The 19274-nt window shown below is 71.3% G+C and carries 16 protein-coding genes; 8 read left to right on the forward strand and 8 right to left on the reverse strand.

The window, feature by feature from the left end; translation table 11 throughout:
• Position 1: 1 nt before the first annotated feature.
• The 3 genes from hisB to hisD are packed head-to-tail and all read right to left on the reverse strand — an operon-like array spanning position 2 to position 3026.
• Positions 2–595: an imidazoleglycerol-phosphate dehydratase HisB gene (gene hisB / locus ACZ4TV_RS25820; protein ID WP_326591415.1), complete on the reverse strand. Its 594-nt coding sequence runs from the start codon at positions 593–595 to the stop codon at positions 2–4.
• Complete coding sequence (locus tag ACZ4TV_RS25825; protein ID WP_468137258.1) at positions 592–1707, reverse strand: histidinol-phosphate transaminase; 1116 nt, start codon at positions 1705–1707, stop codon at positions 592–594. Before ACZ4TV_RS25825 ends, hisB begins: the two co-directional genes overlap by 4 nt.
• Positions 1704–3026 (reverse strand): histidinol dehydrogenase, encoded by a 1323-nt coding sequence (hisD, locus tag ACZ4TV_RS25830; protein ID WP_468137259.1) that lies wholly within the window; start codon positions 3024–3026, stop codon positions 1704–1706. The genes ACZ4TV_RS25825 and hisD overlap by 4 nt, the downstream gene beginning before the upstream one ends.
• Before the next feature lie 138 nt (positions 3027–3164).
• Here hisD and ACZ4TV_RS25835 point away from each other — a divergent pair, with 138 nt between their 5' ends.
• From ACZ4TV_RS25835 to ybaK, 3 genes are read left to right on the forward strand one after another with little or no spacing between them, the layout of a single operon-like run.
• Positions 3165–4760: an oxidoreductase gene (locus ACZ4TV_RS25835; RefSeq protein ID WP_468137260.1), complete on the forward strand. Its 1596-nt coding sequence runs from the start codon at positions 3165–3167 to the stop codon at positions 4758–4760.
• Between the two features lie 42 nt (positions 4761–4802).
• Positions 4803–5540 carry an LON peptidase substrate-binding domain-containing protein gene (locus tag ACZ4TV_RS25840; protein ID WP_468137261.1) on the forward strand — a complete coding sequence of 246 codons (738 nt, stop codon included), beginning with the start codon at positions 4803–4805 and terminating at the stop codon, positions 5538–5540.
• Positions 5540–6028, forward strand: a complete 489-nt coding sequence (ybaK, locus tag ACZ4TV_RS25845) for a Cys-tRNA(Pro) deacylase (RefSeq protein ID WP_468137262.1) — start codon at positions 5540–5542, stop codon at positions 6026–6028. The genes ACZ4TV_RS25840 and ybaK overlap by 1 nt, the downstream gene beginning before the upstream one ends.
• 204 nt (positions 6029–6232) lie before the next feature.
• Here the strand turns inward: ybaK and ACZ4TV_RS25850 are convergent, their stop codons facing one another.
• The 4 genes from ACZ4TV_RS25850 to ACZ4TV_RS25865 form a co-directional block, all read right to left on the reverse strand.
• Positions 6233–6883 (reverse strand): hypothetical protein, encoded by a 651-nt coding sequence (locus ACZ4TV_RS25850; RefSeq protein WP_468137264.1) that lies wholly within the window; start codon positions 6881–6883, stop codon positions 6233–6235.
• Between the two features lie 76 nt (positions 6884–6959).
• Positions 6960–7763: an ABC transporter permease gene (locus ACZ4TV_RS25855; protein WP_468137265.1), complete on the reverse strand. Its 804-nt coding sequence runs from the start codon at positions 7761–7763 to the stop codon at positions 6960–6962.
• Positions 7760–8797: an ABC transporter ATP-binding protein gene (locus ACZ4TV_RS25860; protein WP_468137266.1), complete on the reverse strand. Its 1038-nt coding sequence runs from the start codon at positions 8795–8797 to the stop codon at positions 7760–7762. Before ACZ4TV_RS25860 ends, ACZ4TV_RS25855 begins: the two co-directional genes overlap by 4 nt.
• Positions 8798–8825: 28 nt before the next feature.
• Positions 8826–10154: an NYN domain-containing protein gene (locus tag ACZ4TV_RS25865; protein WP_468137268.1), complete on the reverse strand. Its 1329-nt coding sequence runs from the start codon at positions 10152–10154 to the stop codon at positions 8826–8828.
• A 221-nt stretch (positions 10155–10375) separates the two neighbouring features.
• Here ACZ4TV_RS25865 and ACZ4TV_RS25870 point away from each other — a divergent pair, with 221 nt between their 5' ends.
• Positions 10376–10537 (forward strand): hypothetical protein, encoded by a 162-nt coding sequence (locus tag ACZ4TV_RS25870; RefSeq protein ID WP_468137269.1) that lies wholly within the window; start codon positions 10376–10378, stop codon positions 10535–10537.
• A gap of 97 nt (positions 10538–10634) precedes the next feature.
• Here the strand turns inward: ACZ4TV_RS25870 and dnaE are convergent, their stop codons facing one another.
• On the reverse strand, positions 10635–14177 hold the full coding sequence (gene dnaE, locus ACZ4TV_RS25875) for a DNA polymerase III subunit alpha (RefSeq protein ID WP_468137270.1): 3543 nt from the start codon (positions 14175–14177) through the stop codon (positions 10635–10637).
• A 194-nt stretch (positions 14178–14371) separates the two neighbouring features.
• On the opposite strand from dnaE, the gene ACZ4TV_RS25880 reads away from it, so the two are divergent.
• The 4 genes from ACZ4TV_RS25880 (at position 14372) to ACZ4TV_RS25895 (ending at position 19079) form a co-directional block, all read left to right on the forward strand.
• On the forward strand, positions 14372–15697 hold the full coding sequence (locus ACZ4TV_RS25880) for a DUF2252 domain-containing protein (protein ID WP_468137272.1): 1326 nt from the start codon (positions 14372–14374) through the stop codon (positions 15695–15697).
• Positions 15698–15746: 49 nt separating this feature from the next.
• On the forward strand, positions 15747–16436 hold the full coding sequence (locus tag ACZ4TV_RS25885; protein ID WP_468137273.1) for a hypothetical protein: 690 nt from the start codon (positions 15747–15749) through the stop codon (positions 16434–16436).
• A 56-nt stretch (positions 16437–16492) separates the two neighbouring features.
• Positions 16493–17287: a DsbA family protein gene (locus tag ACZ4TV_RS25890; RefSeq protein WP_468137275.1), complete on the forward strand. Its 795-nt coding sequence runs from the start codon at positions 16493–16495 to the stop codon at positions 17285–17287.
• Positions 17288–17417: 130 nt separating this feature from the next.
• Complete coding sequence (locus ACZ4TV_RS25895) at positions 17418–19079, forward strand: alkaline phosphatase D family protein (RefSeq protein WP_468137276.1); 1662 nt, start codon at positions 17418–17420, stop codon at positions 19077–19079.
• Positions 19080–19274 lie beyond the last annotated feature (195 nt).

The raw sequence follows: 19274 nt of genomic DNA on the forward strand, positions 1-19274 counted from the left end.
GCTAGAGGGCGCCCTTCGTGGAGGGCAGGATGCCGGCCGCGCGCGGGTCGAACTCGGCGGCGTAGCGCAGGGCCCGGGCGAGGGCCTTGAACTGGCACTCCACGATGTGGTGGGCGTTGCGGCCGTACGGGACGTGGATGTGCAGGGCGATCTGGGCCTGCGCGACGAAGGACTCGAAGATGTGCCGGGTCATCGTCGTGTCGTACGTGCCGATCATCGGCGCCATGTTCTCGGGCTCGGTGTGCACGAGGTAGGGGCGGCCGGACAGGTCCACGGTTACCTGGGCGAGGGACTCGTCGAGCGGGACGGTGCAGTTGCCGAAGCGGTAGATGCCCACCTTGTCGCCGAGGGCCTGCTTGAAGGCGGCGCCCAGCGCGAGGGCGGTGTCCTCGATGGTGTGGTGGGTGTCGATGTGCAGGTCGCCGTCGGTCTTGACCGTGAGGTCGAAGAGGCCGTGGCGGCCGAGCTGGTCGAGCATGTGGTCGTAGAAGCCCACGCCCGTCGAGACGTCGACCTGGCCGGTGCCGTCGAGGTTTATCTCGACGACGACCGAGGTCTCCTTGGTGGTCCGTTCGACCCGTCCGATGCGGCTCATGCGTGCTGCTCCTTCTTCAGTGCGCGAACCGCTTCCAGGAACGCGTCGTTCTCTGCCGGCGTGCCGGCGGTGACCCGCAGTCGGCCCGGTACGCCGTTGTCCCGGACCAGGACGCCCTGGTCGAGGATCTTCTGCCAGGCGGTGTGGGCGTCCTCGAACTTCCCGAACTGGATGAAGTTCGCGTCGGACTCGGTGACCTCGTAGCCGAGGGCCCGCAGTTCGACGACCAGGCGGTCCCGCTCGGCCTTGAGCTGCTCGACGTAGCCGAGCAGGGTGTCGGTGTGCTCCAGGGCGGCCAGCGCGGTCGCCTGGGTGACGGCCGACAGGTGGTACGGCAGGCGCACCAGCTGCACGGCGTCGACGACGGCGGGGTGCGCGGCCAGGTAGCCCAGGCGCAGACCGGCCGCGCCGAAGGCCTTGGACATGGTCCGGGAGACCACCAGATTCGGCCGTCCCTCGATGAGGGGCAGCAGCGAGTCGCGGTGGCTGAACTCCACGTACGCCTCGTCGACGATCACCAGGGAGGGCTTGGCCGCCTGGGCGGCCTCGTAGAGAGCGAGGACCGTCTCGGCCTCGACCGCGGTACCCGTGGGGTTGTTGGGCGAGGTGATGAAGACGACGTCGGGCGCGTGCTCGGCGATCGCCCGCTCGGCCGCCTCCACGTCGATCGTGAAGTCCTCGCGGCGCGGGCCGGAGATCCACCCGGTGCCGGTGCCGCGGGAGATCAGCGCGTGCATCGAGTACGAGGGCTCGAAGCCGATCGCGGTGCGGCCGGGCCCGCCGAAGGTCTGCAGCAGCTGCTGGATGACCTCGTTGGAGCCGTTGGCGGCCCATACGTTCTCCCGCGCGACCGGGTGCTTGCCCGTACGGGTGAGGTAGGCGGCCAGCTCGGTGCGCAGCTCGACCGCGTCCCGGTCGGGGTAGCGGTTGAGGGTGCGGGCGGCCTCGGCGACGCGCTCGGCGATGCGCCGTACGAGCGCCTCGGGGAGCTCGTACGGGTTCTCGTTCGTGTTCAGCTGGACGGGCACGTCGAGCTGCGGGGCGCCGTACGGGGTCTTGCCGCGCAGCTCGTCCCGGATGGGCAGGTCGTCGATGCCGATGGTGTCGGTCATACGGTCGGCACCTTCCACTCGAAGCGCGCCTTGAGGGCGGCGCCGTGCGCGGGCAGGTCCTCGGCCTCGGCCAGCGTCACCACGTGGTGGGTGACCTCGGCGAGCGCGTCGCGCGTGTAGTCGACGATGTGGATGCCGCGCAGGAAGGACTGCACGGACAGGCCGGAGGAGTGGCAGGCGCAGCCGCCGGTGGGCAGCACGTGGTTCGACCCGGCGCAGTAGTCGCCGAGCGAGACCGGGGCCCACGGACCGACGAAGATCGCACCGGCGTTGCGTACGCGGGCGGCCCAGGCGGCGGCGTCGGCGGTCTGGATCTCCAGGTGCTCGGCTCCGTACGCGTCGACGACCTTGAGGCCGTCCTCCAGGCTGTCGACCAGCACGATCGCGGACTGCTTGCCGGCGAGGGCGGGCTTGATCCGGTCCTCGACGTGCTTGGTCGCGGCGACCTGCGGCTCAAGCTCCCGCTCGACGGCCTCGGCGAGCTCCGCGGAGTCCGTGACGAGCACGGCCGCGGCCAGCGGGTCGTGCTCGGCCTGGCTGATCAGGTCGGCGGCGACGTGCACCGGGTCGGCCGTGGAGTCCGCGAGGACCGCGATCTCGGTCGGACCGGCCTCGGTGTCGATGCCGATCTTCCCGGTGAAGTAGCGCTTGGCGGCCGCGACCCAGATGTTGCCGGGGCCGGTCACCATGTTCACGGGCAGGCAGTCCTCGGTGCCGTACGCGAACATCGCGACGGCGACGGCGCCGCCCGCCGCGTACACCTCGTCCACACCGAGCAGCGCGCACGCGGCGAGGATCGTCGGGTGCGGCAGACCGCCGAACTCCTTTTGCGGCGGGGACGCGAGCGCGATGGACTCGACGCCCGCCTCCTGCGCCGGCACGACGTTCATGACGACGGAGGAGGGGTACACCGAGCGGCCGCCCGGGGCGTACAGCCCCACGCGCTCCACCGGAACCCACTTCTCGGTCACCGTGCCGCCGGGGACCACCTGGGTGGTGTGCTCGGTGCGGCGCTGGTTCCGGTGCACGATCCGGGCGCGCCGGATCGACTCCTCCAGGGCGGCGCGGACGGCCGGGTCCAGCTCTTCCAGGGCGGCCTTGATGGCCTCCGCGGGTACCCGGACCTGCGAGAGCTCGACTCCGTCGAACTTCTGCGCGTACTCGATCAGCGCCGCCGTGCCACGATGATGCACGTCCTCGCAGATGGGCCGCACCTTCTCCAGGGCGGCTTCTACGTCGAACTCGGCACGGGGCAGCAGATCGCGCAGGGCGCCGCCCTCGGGGAGGGCGGAACCGCGCAGGTCGATTCGAGAGATCACGTCCCAATTCTCTCAGACCGCCTCACGCCACCGTTCGCCCGTATCACTGGCTGATACACGCCCCGGATGTCACAGGGGCCCGTTAGCTTTGATCACGAACGTCGTGAAGGCGTGAGGGGACAGCGGAGGGGGGCCGCCATGACCGAGGCACGCGTGGGTGAGGAGCCGGCGGACCTCACCCCTGCCGAGCACCGCATGTGGGAGGCGTACCGCACGGGCAGCGTCTGCGATCTCAGTGCCCGCGCCGCCGGCCAGGACGATCCGCACGCCGACCGCGTCTGGGGCGCCGGGCGCAGCGTCCGCGCCGAGGTGGTCGCCCTGCTGCTGCTCCACGGGCCGCCGCCGATACCGGGCCGGGTGGCCTCCTTGAAGCTGCGCGGCGTGCGGATCACGGGGCGGCTCGATCTGTCCGGCGGCTCGGTGGCCCCGTACGTGGAGCTCCAGTCCTGCCGCTTCGACAGCGAGATCCAGCTGTCCGAGGCCCGCTTCGGCACGCTGCGCCTGATCAACTGCGCGATTCCGCGGCTGGAGGCGGCCCGCCTGCACACCGAGGGCGATCTGCACCTGCCGCGCTGCCGGGTGGCGCGCGGGATCCGGCTGACCGACGCGCAGATCGGCACCGACCTGCTGGTCAGCCAGGTCGTGGTGCAGCGGGACACCAAGGGCCGGGCGATCGCCGCCGACGGGATGTCGGTCGCGCAGGACCTGCAGGGCGAGCTGCTGGAAACGTACGGGGAGGTGAGCCTGCGCGGCGCCAAGGTCGGCGTCTCCATGAACCTGCGCGGAGCGCGCCTGCGCAATCCGTACGGGCGGTACGCGCTGAACGCCCCGCAGCTGACCGTCGAGCGGACCTTGTACCTGACCTCCATCGCGCTGGACTACGTGCCCGGCGGGGGCTCCTCCACTCCCCCGTACGGGCTGGGGACGACCCCGACGCGCGGTCAGCGGGCGCAGCGCTTCGAGTGCCGGGGCGGGCTGCGGCTGGACGACGGCCGCTTCGGGGACGCCATCGACTTCTACGGGGCGCGCTTCCTGCTCACGGCCGAGCAGGAGATATCCCTGCGCCGGATCCAGACCCCCGAATTCCGCTTCGTCGGCGAGCGGCCGGAGCACGGGCGGGTGGTGGTGTCCGGGGCCAAGGTGGTCAAGCTCGTCGACACCTCCACGAGCTGGCCGGGTCCGGGCGGGGTGTCGATCGAGGGCTTCGTCTACGAGAACCTCGCGCCCCGCGGCCACTTCCCCCTCTCCCGCAGGCTGGCCTGGGTCGAGGCGGCGACGGTGGAGTACTCCCCGGAGCCCTACGAACGCCTCGCCTCCGTCCTGCGCGCCAGCGGCGAGGACGCGGACGCCCGCGAGGTGCTGCTGGCCAAGCAGCGCCGGCGCCGGGCCACGCTGCCGCCGGGGCCGAAGGCGTGGGGGTACCTCCAGGACTGGACGGTGGTCTACGGGTACCGCCCCGGCCGGGCCGCGCTGTGGATGGCGGTCCTGTGGGCGGCGGGCGCGCTGCTCTTCTCCCAGCACGATCCACCGGCGATCAAGGCGGACGAGTCCCCGCAGTGGAATGCCGCCCTGTACGCGCTGGACCTCCTGCTGCCGGTGATCGATCTCGGGCAGGAGGGCCGGTGGAGGCTGGAGGGCGGCTGGCAGTGGGGAGCGGCGGCGCTGGTCCTCCTCGGATGGATCCTGGCGACGACGGTGGCGGCGGGGGCCTCCCGGCTGCTGAGGCGCGGGTAACCGGCTAGGGACTGCCGGTCCCCGGCCACTACCCTGTGCCTCGTGACCACCGTTCGCCTGCCCCTCTTCCCGCTGAACTCGGTGCTGTTCCCGGGCCTCGTCCTCCCGCTGAACATCTTCGAGGAGCGTTATCGCGCCATGATGCGCGAGCTGCTGAAGACGGGCGAGGACGGGCCGCGTCGTTTCGCGGTCGTCGCGATCCGCGACGGCCGGGAGGTCGCGCCGACCGCGCCCGGCCTGCCGGACCAGACGTCCCTGCCGGAGCGGGGCCCTGCCGCGGGCTTCGGCGCCGACCCGATCCAGGCCTTCCACCGGGTGGGCTGCATCGCGGACGCGGCCACGATCCGGGAGCGGGAGGACGGCAGCTTCGAGGTCCTGGCGACCGGCACGACGCGGGTCCGGCTGGTCTCGGTCGACTCCTCGGGCCCCTTCCTGACGGCGGAGCTGGAAGAGCTCACGGAGGATTCGGGCGACGGCGCGGAGGTCCTGGCCGAGGGGGTGCTGCGGGCCTTCCGCAACTACCAGAAGCGGCTGGCCGGAGCCCGCGAGCGGTCCCTGACGGCCACGGAACTGCCCGACGAGCCGTCGGTGGTCTCGTACCTGGTGGCAGCGGCGGCGGTGCTGGACATCCCGGCGAAGCAGCGGCTGCTGCAGGCCCCGGACACGGCGACCCGGCTGGCGGAGGAGCTCAAGCTGCTGCGTACGGAGACGGCGGTGATCCGTCACCTCCCGTCCCTGCCGGCGGTGGACCTGACCCGCGCCCCGACGAGCCCGAACTGATGGCGCGGAAGAAGCCGGCGGGCACCCCCGCGATCGTGGCGCTGACGGCGGCGGGCGTCGCGTTCACCACGCACGCGTACGAGCACGACCCGGCGCACCCCTCGTACGGCGAGGAGGCGGCGCAGGCCCTGGGCGTCTCCCCCGCCCAGGTCTTCAAGACCCTGATCGCGGACGTGGACGGCGTCCTGACGGTGGCGGTGGTCCCGGTCTCGGGGTCACTGGACCTGAAGTCGCTGGCCGCGGCGGTCGGCGGAAAGCGGGCGGCGATGGCCGATGCCGCGCTGGCGGAGCGCACGACCGGCTACGTCCTGGGGGGCATCTCCCCGCTCGGTCAGCGCAAGCGGCTGCGCACGGTGCTCGACGAGTCCGCGACGGCGCACGCCACGATCTGCTGCTCGGCGGGCCGCCGCGGCCTGGAGATCGAGCTGTCCCCCGCGGACCTGGCCACCCTCACGGGGGCCGTACTGGCCCCCATCGCCCGCCCGTAGCCGTCTGCGCCACTGTCAGGGGCTCCGCCCCCGAACCCCCTCGCCTCAAACGCCGGCGGGGCTGAAAGATCCAGCCTCGCCGGGCAAATCCAGCCCCGCCGGCGTTTGAGGCGCGGGGTCTGGGGCGGAGCCCCGGTCTTTCAGCCTCGCCGGCGTTTGAGGCGCGGGGTCCGGGGCGGAGCCCCGGCAGCGGGCCCGCAGGGGTCAGGGGCGCGGGGTCTCCCCGGCCGAGGGGCCGGCCGGCGGCGCCTGGTAGTAGCCGCTCCAGCCGACGGCCGGGGCCGGATCCGGGTCCCGCGGGGCCCACAGGGCCATGAGGCCCAGGTGGACCAGCACCGCGGCCATCGGCCACGCCAGCAACGCCCCGTGCGCCAGCAACTGCAGCGGCGCGTCGAAGGCCACCCCCTTGCCCGCCCTGACCGCCGCGGCCGCCAGATCCGCCGACGGGTCCAGCCACAGCCCGAACCGCCACCCCGCCAGCGCGGCGAAGCCGGCCCCGACCGCCAGCCCGATCACCAGCGGCACGCCACCGCCCCGGCGCCACAGGAACGTGCCGACGGCGCTCAGCACGCCCAGCCCCACCGACAGCAGGAAGAAGGTCCCGTCGGCCGCGATCCGCGCCTCGCTCTCGCTGTTGCGCAGGAACACGGACTCCCCGTTGGAGACGTACTGCACCCGCGGCGCCAGCCATACCCACAGCAGTCCGAGGAGCAGCCCGGCCACCCCCACGACCAGGGCGACGACGGCCCCGTCCCGGACGTCCTCCGGGGTGATGGCCGCGGCGGCATCACGCGGTTTCTCGGGCGGGAGCGACGGCGGGTCGAAAGGAGACGGCGGGGTCACGGCTTCGGTCACCCCCACATCGTGCCAGGTGCGACCGGCAACGGTCTCGGCGGACCGCGTCAGCGAGGTCAGCGGAAGCCGGCGGACGTCAGCGGACCGCGGCCCGCCGGTACGCCCACGTCGCGAGGGCCAGCGAGAGCACCCCCACCACCCCGCACACACCGAGGTCGAAGGCGACGGCGGCCCAGTCCGGTTCCGGGGCGAAGGTACGCGCGAAGGCCTCCACCCCGTACGTCGACGGCAGCAGGTCCCGGGCCCACACGATCACGCCGGGCATCCGCTCGGGCGGCAGCACCCCCAGCAGCAGCGCCGCCGACATCCCCAGCTGCCCCGCGAGGGTGGCCAGTTCCTGCCGCGGCGCCAGCAGCCCCAGCGTCGCGCCGAGCCCGGCCAGCGCGGCCCCGGCCAGCGGTACCACCGCGGCCAGGATCCACAGTCCGCTCATCGGCAGGCCGAACAGGAGGCACCCGAAGACGGCGGTGACCAGCGTCCCCGGCAGCGTGAAGGAGGCGTACGCGCCGGCCGCGCCCAGCACCACCGACGCGGGCGGCACCGGCAGGGTGGCGTAGTGGTCGAGCCCGCCGCCGGCCCGCAGCTGCCCGAAGTACTGCGCGAGCAGGTTCAGCGCGACGAAGGCGACGACGAGCACCGAGGACCCGGCGACGACGGCCCGGGCCTCCGAGCCCCCGTCGACCACGCCCCGCATCAGGATCATGATTCCGACGGACTGGAAGGTGGCCACGAACAGCAGCGGGATCCGCGCGACCCGCGCCCGGGACAGCTGCGCCCGGTACACGGCGGCCAGCGAGGGGAAGAACCGTGCCCTCGGCGCGAGCACGCCCACAGCGGTGTTCCCCACAGCGGTGTGCCCCGCGGCAGTGGTGGTGGTCACGACTTCACCAGCCCCTTCGTCCGCCCGCCCAGCGCCAGGTAGACGTCCTCCAGGCTCGGTGTGGCGAGCGTGAAATCGTCGAGGGCGGCGAAGGCCGGCCCTCCGGTGACCGCTGCCACCGCGGCACGCGCCTCCTCCGGCGCCAGCCGCAGCACCCAGCGGCGGCCGGACTCGGTGGCCCGCGGTGCGAGCGCCGCGACCTCCGGCACCTCCAGCGGCGGGGCGCAGCGCCACACCAGCTCCAGCCGGACCTCGCCCGAGACCCTGGCCTTCAGTCCGGCCGGGGTGTCGCAGGCGATGACCTTGCCCTGGTCGATGACGGCGACCCGGTCGAGGACGGTCTCGGCCTCGATGACGTTGTGGGTGACGAGCAGGACCGTCGCGCCGTGCTGCGCGCGCCGCCGGTCCACGGCCGCCCACACCGCCCGCCGGGCCACCGGGTCCATGCCGGTGGTGGGCTCGTCGAGGACCAGTACGGGCCGCTCCCCCACCAGCGCGGCGGCGAAGCAGGCGAGGCGCCGCTGTCCGCCGGAAAGTTTCTTCAGGGGCCGTCCGGCGATCCCGTTCAGCCCGAGTTCCTCCAGTACGGCGTCGCGTGCGGCTCGCGCCGCCCGCAGGTCGAGCCCGCGCAGCCGTCCGGTGGTCTCGGCGGCCAGCGCCACCGTGAGCTCGTCCAGGGCGGTGGACTCCTGCCCCAGGTAGGCGAGCAGCCGCGCGGCCCGCTCGGGGTGGCGTACGAGGTCGTGGCCGAGCAGGGTCACGGCGCCCGCGTCGGGTCGCATCAGGCCGGTGAGCTGACGGACCAGCGTCGACTTGCCGGCGCCGTTGGGGCCGAGGAGGCCGAAGATCTCGCCGCGCCGGACGTCCAGGCAGACGCCGTCGTTGGCGCGGGTCTCGGGCAGTGCCGGAGCGCCGCGCCGTGCGCGTACCGCGGGGTACGTCTTGACCAGGTCACGCACCGCGCAGACCACGTCGGACGCCGCTCCCGCGGCCGCCGCCGTGCCGTTTTCCGCCTGTGCTGTGCCCGTACTCACGAGGGAGCAGCCTACGGGGTTCCCGCCCCTACTCGGCCGTCGGGGTCAGCGGGGCGCCGAGGTCGCCGGGGCCGGTTCCGGGCGCGGCGGCCGGTACGGCGGCCACGTGCTCGGCGGCCGCCCGGACGTCGATCTCCCTCCAGAACCCGGCTCGGATGGCGTACCGGTCATGCTCGTCGATCTGGTCGTCCTTGTGCGCGAGCAGCCCGAACCGGGCGGCGTACCGCAGCAGTTCGCCGTCGATCCGGTGCGGGATGCGCGGGTACATCGTGGCCAGCTTCTGCAGGTGCACGCTCTCGGGGAGCCGTTCCATCCAGCGCCGGGCGAACACCTGTCCCACCTCGAACGGGTCCCCGCCGACGGTTGTGATGTCCTCCTCCCGGTCCGCCCAGCGCTGTTCGGCGCTGGTGAGCTGGGCGAGGGTGGGCAGCGAGGCGGTCTCGGCCGGTTCGCCGAGCGGTCCGGCCCGGTCGATCCAGCCCTTGTCGGAGGACCAGCGCAGGGCGCTGGCCGGGGTCGGCCCGCTGCCCGGCCCCGCCTGCGGACCGGACTGCGGACCGGACTGACCGGACTGCTGACCGGGGGCCCGCAGGGCTCCGGCGAGGTCCTTGGGCGTGGGTACGCTCTTGCCCCCGGGCGCGGCCGGCGCCGGTACGGGGACCCCCTCCCGCTCGTCGTCCCCGGTGGCGGCGGCGCCGTTGCGGGCGGCCTCGGCGAGCGCCGCCTCGGGCAGCGGGGCCGAGAGGATGGCGGCGATGTCGGGGCGCGGGGCGGGCGGCGGGGAGCACATCCCGGTGAGGTCCCTGGCGCGGACGGCCCGGGTGATCCAGGCGCGGTCGAGGACGCGGCGTTCGTCGGCCTCGGCGACGAGGTCCTCGGACTGGTTGTAGTCCCCGTCGGCGGCCTGGACGGCCCACAGGTGGACGGCGACCCCGTGTTCCTTGGCGGACATCAGGCCGGGCAGCAGGTCGCCGTCGCCGGTGACCAGGACCACGTCGGAGCAGGCGCGGTTGCGGGCGAGCTCGGTGAGCTCGGCGTGCATGGCGGCGTCGACGCCCTTCTGCGCCCAGCGGCCGTCGCTGCGGGTCAGGGCGCCGAGGCGGACGGTGACGCGGGACATGACGCGCAGCCGCCGGTGTTCGGGCTGCGGCACCCGATCGGGCGCACCGTCGAACCAGTAGATGCGCAGCAGGGGCTGCTCGGTATCCGCCTCGGCCCGCTCGCGCAGGCCCTGGATGAGGGCCGCGTGGTCGACGGTGATCCGGGAGCGGGAGGGCTCCCCGGCGAGAAGGCTGGCGGCGGCGCCCAACAGGTAGCCGGCGTCCACCAGGACGACGCAGCGGTCCACGCGTTCCACCCTCTTCCCTGGGGGTCCTCTGTGTTTTTCGGCGGGTGCCCCGAGTCTGCCCGACCTCAAGGGCGTTGAAGGCCGGAACTCGATCATCGGCGTGGCGGATCTCACGGGCGGGTACCGGACGGGTCCCGGCGCCGCGCGACAATGATCCAAAATGCGCGATTTCTGGTGCTGTGTGAGTGTGAAGGCGGTCCTGGCCCCTAGACCCTCACGGAGGCTCCACCATGGCCAAGAACAAGCAGCAGAAGCAGCCGAAGCAGCAGGCCCGCTCGTCGCAGGATCCGTCGAAGGGCTCCAGCGAGTCCTCGTCCGAGTCGATGAGCCATTCGCCGAGTCCGATGGATCTGGCCCACAAGAGCAAGCAGAAGAAGTTCGGCCACAACTGACGCCGGCGCTCCTGTGAGGCAAGGGCCTGCCCGGCGATGCCGGGCAGGCCCTTCCGCGCGCCGCGCAGGTGGCGGCCGGTCGTCATCCGGCCCGTCGTCATCCGGCCAGGCAGGACGGCCCGAGCAGCACCTTGAGGTCGCCGAAGAGGGCCGGGTCGGGCTGGACGCGGTGCTTGTCGAGGCGCAGCACGGTGGTGGTCCGCGGGCCCTGGAGCTTGATCCGCACCTCGGTGTTGCCCTTGTGGTGGCGCAGGATCTCCCCCAGACGGGTCACCATCGGCGGCGTGACCTTGACGGTGGGGATGGTGAGGACCACCGGGGCGTTGGTGCCAGCCGAGGTGAGGTCGGGGACCATCATCTCCATGGCGACCAGGCGGGGGACGTCCTCGCGCTTGTCGAGGCGGCCCTTGACGAAGACGACGGTGTCCTCGACGAGCTGGGTGGAGACGAGCTGGTAGGTCGCCGGGAAGAACATGCACTCGATGGAGCCGGCCAGGTCCTCGACGGTGGCGATGGCCCAGGCGTTGCCCTGCTTGGTCATCTTGCGCTGGAGGCCCGAGATGATGCCGCCGATGGTGACGACCGCGCCGTCGGAGTGCTCGCCGCCGGTCAGCTGGGAGATGCCGGCGTCCGTCTTGTCGGACAGCACGTGCTCCAGGCCGAAGAGCGGGTGGTCGGAGACGTAGAGGCCGAGCATCTCGCGCTCCTGGGCGAGCAGGTAGGACTTCTCCCACTCGACGTCGGAGAACTCCACGTCGAGGCCGAAGCCCGGCTCGTCGCTCGCGCCCTCGTCGCCCATTCCGCCGAACAGGTCGAACTGCCCCTCGGCCTCCTTGCGCTTGACCGCGACCACGTTGTCGATCATCGACTCGTGGTGGGCGACGAGGCCCTTGCGGGTGTGGCCCATCTCGTCGAAGGCGCCGGCCTTGATCAGCGACTCGACGGTCCGCTTGTTGCAGACGACGGCCTCGACCTTGTCCAGGAAGTCGGGGAAGGAGGAGAACTTCCCCTTGGCCTTCCTCGTCTTGATGATCGACTCGACGACGTTCTGGCCGACGTTGCGCACCGCGGTGAGGCCGAAGAGGATCACGTCGTCGCCCTGGGCGGCGAAGTTCGGCTCGGACTCGTTCACGTTCGGCGGGAGGACCTTGATGCCCATGCGCCGGCACTCGTTCAGGTAGATCGCGGACTTGTCCTTGTCGTCCTTGACCGAGGTGAGCAGGCCGGCCATGTACTCGGCCGGGAAGTTCGCCTTGAGGTAGGCGGTCCAGTAGGAGACCAGCCCGTACGCGGCCGAGTGGGCCTTGTTGAAGGCGTAGCCGGCGAAGGGGACCAGGACGTCCCACAGGGCCTGGATCGCCTTGTCGCTGTAGCCGTTCTTCTTCGCGCCCTCCTGGAAGATGACGAAGTTCTTCGCCAGCTCCTCGGGCTTCTTCTTGCCCATCACGCGGCGCAGGATGTCGGCTTCGCCGAGCGAGTACCCGGCGATGATCTGGGCGGCCTTCTGCACCTGCTCCTGGTAGACGATCAGGCCGTAGGTGACCGCGAGCACCTCTTCGAGGGGCTTCTCCAGATCCGGGTGGATCGGGGTGATCTCCTGCTGCTTGTTCTTGCGCAGGGCGTAGTTCGTGTGCGAGTTCATGCCCATCGGGCCCGGCCGGTACAGGGCCGAGACGGCGGAGATGTCCTCGAAGTTGTCGGGCTTCATCAGGCGCAGCAGCGAGCGCATGGGGCCGCCGTCGAACTGGAAGACGCCGAGGGTGTCACCGCGGCCGAGCAGTTCGAAGGTCTTGGGGTCGTCGAGCGGCAGGGCCAGGAGATCGATGTCGATCCCCTTGTTGGCCTTCACCATCTTGACGGCGTCGTCCATGATCGTGAGGTTGCGCAGGCCCAGGAAGTCCATCTTCAGCAGGCCGAGCGACTCGCAGCTCGGGTAGTCCCACTGGGTGATGGTGACGCCGTCGGTGTGCCGCACCCAGACGGGCACGTGGTCGGTGATCGTCTCGCTGGACATGATCACGCCGGCGGCGTGCACGCCCATCTGGCGGACCAGGCCCTCCACACCGCGGGCGGTGTCGATGACCTTCTTCACGTCGGGCTCGTTCTCGTACATCCCGCGGATCTCGCCGGCCTCGCTGTAGCGGGGGTGCGAGGGGTCGAGGATGCCGGAGAGCGGGATGCCCTTGCCGAGGACGTCGGCGGGCATGGCCTTGGTGAGCCGGTCGCCCATGGCGTACGGGTAGCCCAGGACGCGCGCCGAGTCCTTGATCGCGTTCTTGGCCTTGATGGTGCCGTACGTGCCGATCATGGCGACCTTGTCCTCGCCGTACTTCTCGGTCACGTACCGGATCACCTCGACGCGCCTGCGCTCGTCGAAGTCGATGTCGACATCGGGCATGGAGACGCGCTCGGGGTTCAGGAAGCGCTCGAAGATCAGACCGTGGGTGAGCGGGTCGAGGTCGGTGATGCCCATGGCGTAGGCGACGATCGAGCCGGCCGCGGAGCCTCGTCCCGGGCCCACCGCGATGCCCTGGTTCTTGGCCCACATGATGAAGTCGGCGACCACGAGGAAGTAGCCGGGGAAGCCCATCGAGATGATCGTGTCCATCTCGTACTCGGCCTGCTTCATCCGGTCCTCGGGGATGCCCCCGGGGTAGCGGCGGTGCATGCCGCGCATGGTCTCCTCGCGGAACCAGCTGACCTCGGTGTGGCCCTCCGGGATGTCGAACTTCGGCATCAGGTTCCGGAACTTGAACATGCCCTCGGTGTCGACCTGCTCCGCGACCAGCCGCGTGTTGGCGCAGCCCTCCTGCCAGGCGTCCGAGGAGTCGATGGCGTACATCTCGTCCGTGGACTTCAGGTAGTAGCCGGTGCCGTCGAAGCGGAAGCGGTCCGGGTCGGAGAGGTTCTTGCCGGTCTGGATGCACAGCAGGGCGTCGTGGGCGGCCGCCTCGCTCGCGTAGGTGTAGTGCGAGTCGTTCGTGACCAGCGGCGGGATGCCGAGCTTCTTGCCGATCTCCAGCAGCCCGTCACGGACCCGGCGCTCGATCTCGATGCCGTGGTCCATCAGCTCCAGGAAGTACCGGTCCTTGCCGAAGATGTCCTGGTACTCGGAGGCGGCCTTCAGGGCCTCGTCGAACTGGCCGAGGCGCAGCCTGGTCTGGAGCTCGCCGGAGGGGCAGCCGGTGGAGGCGATCAGGCCCTCGGACCACTTGCCGATGGTCTCCTTGTCCATGCGCGGCCACTTGGTGAGCCAGCCCTCCTTGTACGCGTCGGAGGACAGCCGGAAGAGGTTGTGCAGGCCGGTGGCGTTCGCCGCCCAGATCGTCTTGTGGGTGTAGCCGCCGGAACCGGAGACGTCGTCGCGCTTCTGGTGCGGCTGGCCCCACTGGATGCGGCGCTTGTTGCGCCGGGACTCGGGGGCGACGTACGCCTCGATGCCGATGATCGGCGTGATGCCGGCCTTCTGGGCGGAGTGGAAGAAGTCGTAGGCCCCGTGCAGGTTGCCGTGGTCGGACATGGCGATGTGCGTCATGCCCATCTCGTTGCACGCGTTGAACATGTCCTTCAGCCGCGCGGCACCGTCCAGCAGCGAGTACTGGGTGTGGACGTGCAGGTGCGTGAACGGCGGCTTGGTCACGGTGTGAGTCCTCCGGGGGGGAGAGAGGGGGCAGCCTCGAAGTCTACGTCGCCGGACCGACACGGAAGGGTCACACCGAGGCTCCCGTGGCGTGGGCACTCACAGGTACGGTCGGGCGTTGCAGAACCAGGATCACCGGTCCGGCGTCCGACCGGACAGACCTGTACCACCCCGTGCACCAGGAGGCATCCGCCATGGCGGTTCCCGACACGACCGACGAGCAGCGCGCCGAGGAGATCCTCGACGTGTTCGACACCGCGTTCGGTGAGCTGCTCGCCGCCGACCCCGCTGCCTTCGAGGTCAAGTTCCGCAAGATGGCCGCCTCCGCCTTCGCCTTCTACCGGGGCACGGCCTGCCTCTTCTACTCCGACCTGGAGCGGGACCGGCACGGCGGCCCGTACCTGGACGAGCGGACGGGCCGGGTGTGGATCCACGGCGATCTCCACGCCGAGAACTTCGGCACGTACATGGACTCCAACGGCCGGCTGATCTTCAACGTCAACGACTTCGACGAGGCGTACGTCGGCCCCTTCACCTGGGACCTGAAGCGGTTCGCCGCCTCCGTCGCCCTGATCGGCTACACCAAGGCGCTCAGCGACGATCAGATAAGCGAGCTGGTGCGGATCTACGCCGGCGCCTACCGGGAGCGGATCCACCGGCTGGCGACCGGGGCCAAGCAGGAGGAGGTGCCCTCCTTCACCCTGGACACCGCCGAGGGCCCGCTGCTGGCCTCGCTGCGCTCGGCCCGCTCCCGTACCCGCTTCTCGCTCCTGGACTCGATGACGGAGATCCGCGAGTACGAGCGCCGCTTCACGGCCGGCGCGGGCTCCATCGAGCTGGACGCCGCCACCCGCTACAAGGTGCTGGCCGCCTTCGACGGGTACCTGGAGACCCTCCCCGACGAGTCCCTCGTACGGCCCGACTCCTACCGGGTCAAGGACGTGGTGGGCCGCCGGGGCGTCGGAATCGGCTCGGCGGGCCTGCCCTCCTACAACATCCTGCTGGAGGGGCACAGCGACGCCCTGGAGAACGACGTCGTGATCTACCTCAAGCAGGCGCAGACCCCTGCGGTCTCCCGGCACATCACGGACCGGGCGGTGCGGGAGTACTTCCACCACGAGGGGCACCGCACGGTGATCTCGCAGCGGGCCCTGCAGGCGCACGCCGACCCGTGGCTGGGCTGGACGGAGCTGGACGGGGCGGGGCAGCTGGTGGCGGAGGTCTCCCCGTACGCGGTGGACCTCGACTGGTCCGACCTGGACGATCCGGAGGAGATCGCGGCCGTCGTCGCGGACCTGGGCCGGGCGACCGCGACCATGCACGGCGCCGCGGACGCCGCCGAGAGCGGGCAGACGCTGGTGCCCTTCTCCACCGAGCGGGCCATCGACGCGGCGATCGCGGCCGACGAGGAGGGCTTCGCGGAGCTGCTCGTGGACTTCGCCCACGCGTACGGTGCCCGGGCGCGCGCCGACCACCAGATCTTCGTGGACCTCTTCCGCAACGGGCGTCTCACGTCGTAGCCGGGACCTGGGAGGGGCTTTCACAGGTGCGCATGGCACACTCGCGGCGATGGACATTTCAGGAGCAGGGATCCGAGGGCTGCGGGCCGCGCTGTTCAGCGCGACCGTCGTGCTGCTCTCGGCCGCCTCGCACGTCCTCCTGTCCCGGGTTCCGCTGCCGCCCGCGCTGGTGGGTGGGGCCTTCGCCGCCGTGTTCGTGATCGCCTACGCGCTCGCGGGCCGCGAACGGGGCTTCGGCCCCATCGCCGGGCTCCTCGTACCGCTGGAGCTGGCCGCCGACACCGTCTTCACCTCCGGACAGCACCTCTGCTACGGCCCGGCCGGCGGCCCCGTCGCGGGCCCGCTGCGCGCGATGGGCCTGGACGCGCTGTGCGGCGGCACGCCGGTGGGCGGGCCGCTGACCGAGGTCGCCGGTCCCGCCGCCGACCCGGCCGCGCTGCTGGCCTCGCCGGGGCCGTGGGCCCCCTGGCTGCTGCTCGGCGTCCACGTGTCGGTGGGGCTGCTGGCCGCCGGGTGGCTGCGCCACGGCGAGCGGGCGCTGGGCAGGCTGCTGCGGGCCGTGGCCGCCTTCGCGTTCCGGCCGCTGCTGCTGGCGGTGGCCCGGGCCGCGGTGGCCTGGGGGCCGGCGCGGCGGGCGCTGCGGCCGGTCCTCCCGGGCGCGGGAGCCCGTACGCGATTCCCCGCACACTCCGTGGGACGGCGGGGACCGCCCTTGCTCGGCGCGCTCGCACGCGCCTGACGCAGGTACGGCAGTCCCTTTCACGTCTTCACACGTCACATCCCACGGAGATCACGATGAGTTCACGCAACAGCCAGGCGAACAAGGCAGCGGCCCGCGAGCGGCTGCGCGCCGAGCGCGAGGCGCAGGCGAAGAAGGACAAGGTGCGCCGCCAGGTGATCGTGGCGGGTGCGGTGCTCGCCGCGCTCGCCCTGATCGGCGGCGTCAGCTACGGGCTCGTGCAGGCCAACCAGCCCGGCCACTGGGAGAAGGCCGCCAAGGCCGAGCTGGTCAAGCCGAAGAACACCGAGGGCGAGGACGGCACCACGGTCGTCGTCGGCAAGGCCGAGGCGAAGAAGACCCTGGAGCTGTATGAGGACTCGCGCTGCCCGGCCTGTGCCTCCTTCGAGCAGGCGGTCGGCGAGCAGGTCAAGAAGGACGTGGACGCGGGCAAGTACAAGCTCCAGTACGTCGGCGCCACCTTCATCGACAACGCCGTCAAGGGCGAGGGCTCGAAGAACGCGCTGAGCGCGCTGGGCGCGGCGCTGAACGTCAGCCCCCAGGCCTTCCTCGACTTCAAGGCCGCGCTGTACTCCAAGGAGCTGCACCCCGAGGAGACCGTCGACAGCTTCGCCAAGGACGACTACCTGCTGAAGGTCGCGGACACGGTCCCCGCGCTCAAGGGCAACGCCGAGTTCAAGAAGGCCGTCGAGGACGGCACGTACGACCGGTGGGCGCTGGAGATGTCGAAGGCCTTCGACAAGTCCGGGGTGAAGGGTACGCCGACCCTGAAGATGGACGGCAAGAAGATCGACACCCCGCAGACGGCGGAGCAGTTCACGGCGGCGATCGACAAGGCCCTGCAGGGCTGATCCCCGGACATTCCGGGAACCGTTTTCCGGACAGGCCGCGCCAACGGGCGGGCGAACTCCCAGAGTTCGCCCGCCCGTTGCGTTCCCGGGGCTGTCCCAGGAGGCGTACCCGTCGGTAATATGATCATCCGTGACCAGTCATCTCATCCCTTCTCAGACCGCGGCAACTCCTCGTCGCCGTACGGTCGTTCTCGCCGCCGCGGCCACCGCCGCGCTGGCCCCCCTCACCTCGCTGGGCGCCTCGGCGGCCCACGCCACCGGCGGTGCACCCGCCTTCCTGCACGGCGTCGCCTCCGGTGACCCGCTGCCCGACGGGGTCCTGCTGTGGACCCGCGTCACCCCCACCCCGGAGGCCGCGCCCGGCTCCGGACTCGGCCCGGCCACCCAGGTGAACTGGGAGGTGTCCTCCGACAAGGGCTTCTCCCGCATCGTGGCCGCCGGCGCCGTCACCGCGAGCGCGGCGACCGACCACACGGTCAAGGTGGACGTGCGCGGGCTTCAGCCGCAGACGCCGTACTGGTACCGGTTCACCGCCGGCTCCACCGTCTCCCCGGTCGGGCGCACCCTGACCACCCCGGGCCACGAGGCGACGACCGACGGGGTCCGCTTCGGTGTGGTCTCCTGCGCCAACTGGGAGTCCGGCCACTTCTCCGCGTACCGCCACCTGGCCGCCCGCACCGATCTGCACGCGGTCCTGCACCTGGGCGACTACATCTACGAGTACCAGTCCGGGGGATATCCGGAGGCGAAGTACGTCGTACGCCCGCACGAGCCGAAGCACGAGATCGTCTCGCTCGCCGACTACCGCACGCGGCACGGCACGTACAAGACGGACACCGATCTCCAGGCGCTGCACCAGGCGCACCCGGTGATCGCGATCTGGGACGACCACGAGTTCGCCGACGACACCTGGTCGGGCGGCGCCGACAACCACACGCCGGGGACGGAGGGCGACTGGGCGGCCCGCGCGGCCGCCGCGAAGCAGGCGTACTTCGAGTGGATGCCCGTACGCACCTCCATCGCGGGCACCGTCTACCGGCGGCTGCGCTTCGGCACCCTCGCCGATCTGCACCTGCTGGACCTGCGCTCCTTCCGCTCGCAGCAGGCCAAGGCGGGCAGCGGTTCGGTGGACGACCCGGAACGCACCCTCACCGGCCGGGCCCAGCTGGACTGGCTCAAGTCCGGCCTCGCGGGCTCGAACGCGACCTGGAAGCTGGTCGGCACTTCGGTGATGATCTCACCGGTGGCCTTCGGCTCGCTGCCGGCGCACCTGCTGGGGCCGCTCGGCAAGCTGCTCGGACTGGCCGAGGGCGGCATAGCGATCAACGTGGACCAGTGGGACGGGTACACGGACGACCGCAAGGAGCTGCTGGGCCACCTCAAGGACCGGAACATCAGGAACACCGTGTTCCTGACCGGTGACATCCACATGGCGTGGGCGAACGAGGTCCCGGTGAACATGGCCACGTACCCGGGCTCGGGGACGGCGGCGACCGAGTTCGTCGTCACGTCGGTGACCTCCGACAACCTCGACGACATCCTGCACGTGCCCGCGGACACAGCCTCACTGGTGGCCGAATCGGCCATCAGGGCCTCCAACTGGCACGTGAAGTGGCTGGACATGGACGCGCACGGTTACGGCGTGCTGGACGTGACGGCGGAGCGCTCGCAGATGGACTACTACGTCGTGTCCGACAAGCGGCGGCAGGACGCCACGGCCGCGTGGACCCGCTCCTACCGGACCCTGAACGGGACCCAGAAGGTGGAGCGGGCCTATCAGCCGATCAGCTGATTGACCGTCAAATCTCCTGCCGCACGGGGCGCCTGGTACATACCAGGCGCCCCTTGTGTATCAGAAGCAACAAATCTTTTACGTAAGCCTCTTGACCTGAATATGTCATGCACACATAAGCTTCGCGCCAGCTGAAGAGATCCTTCACGCCATCACCCCCCACCGCGAGGAGCACACGTGCGCGCAGTTGCCCGC

The sequence above is a fragment of the Streptomyces sp. NPDC028910 genome (assembly GCF_055564955.1).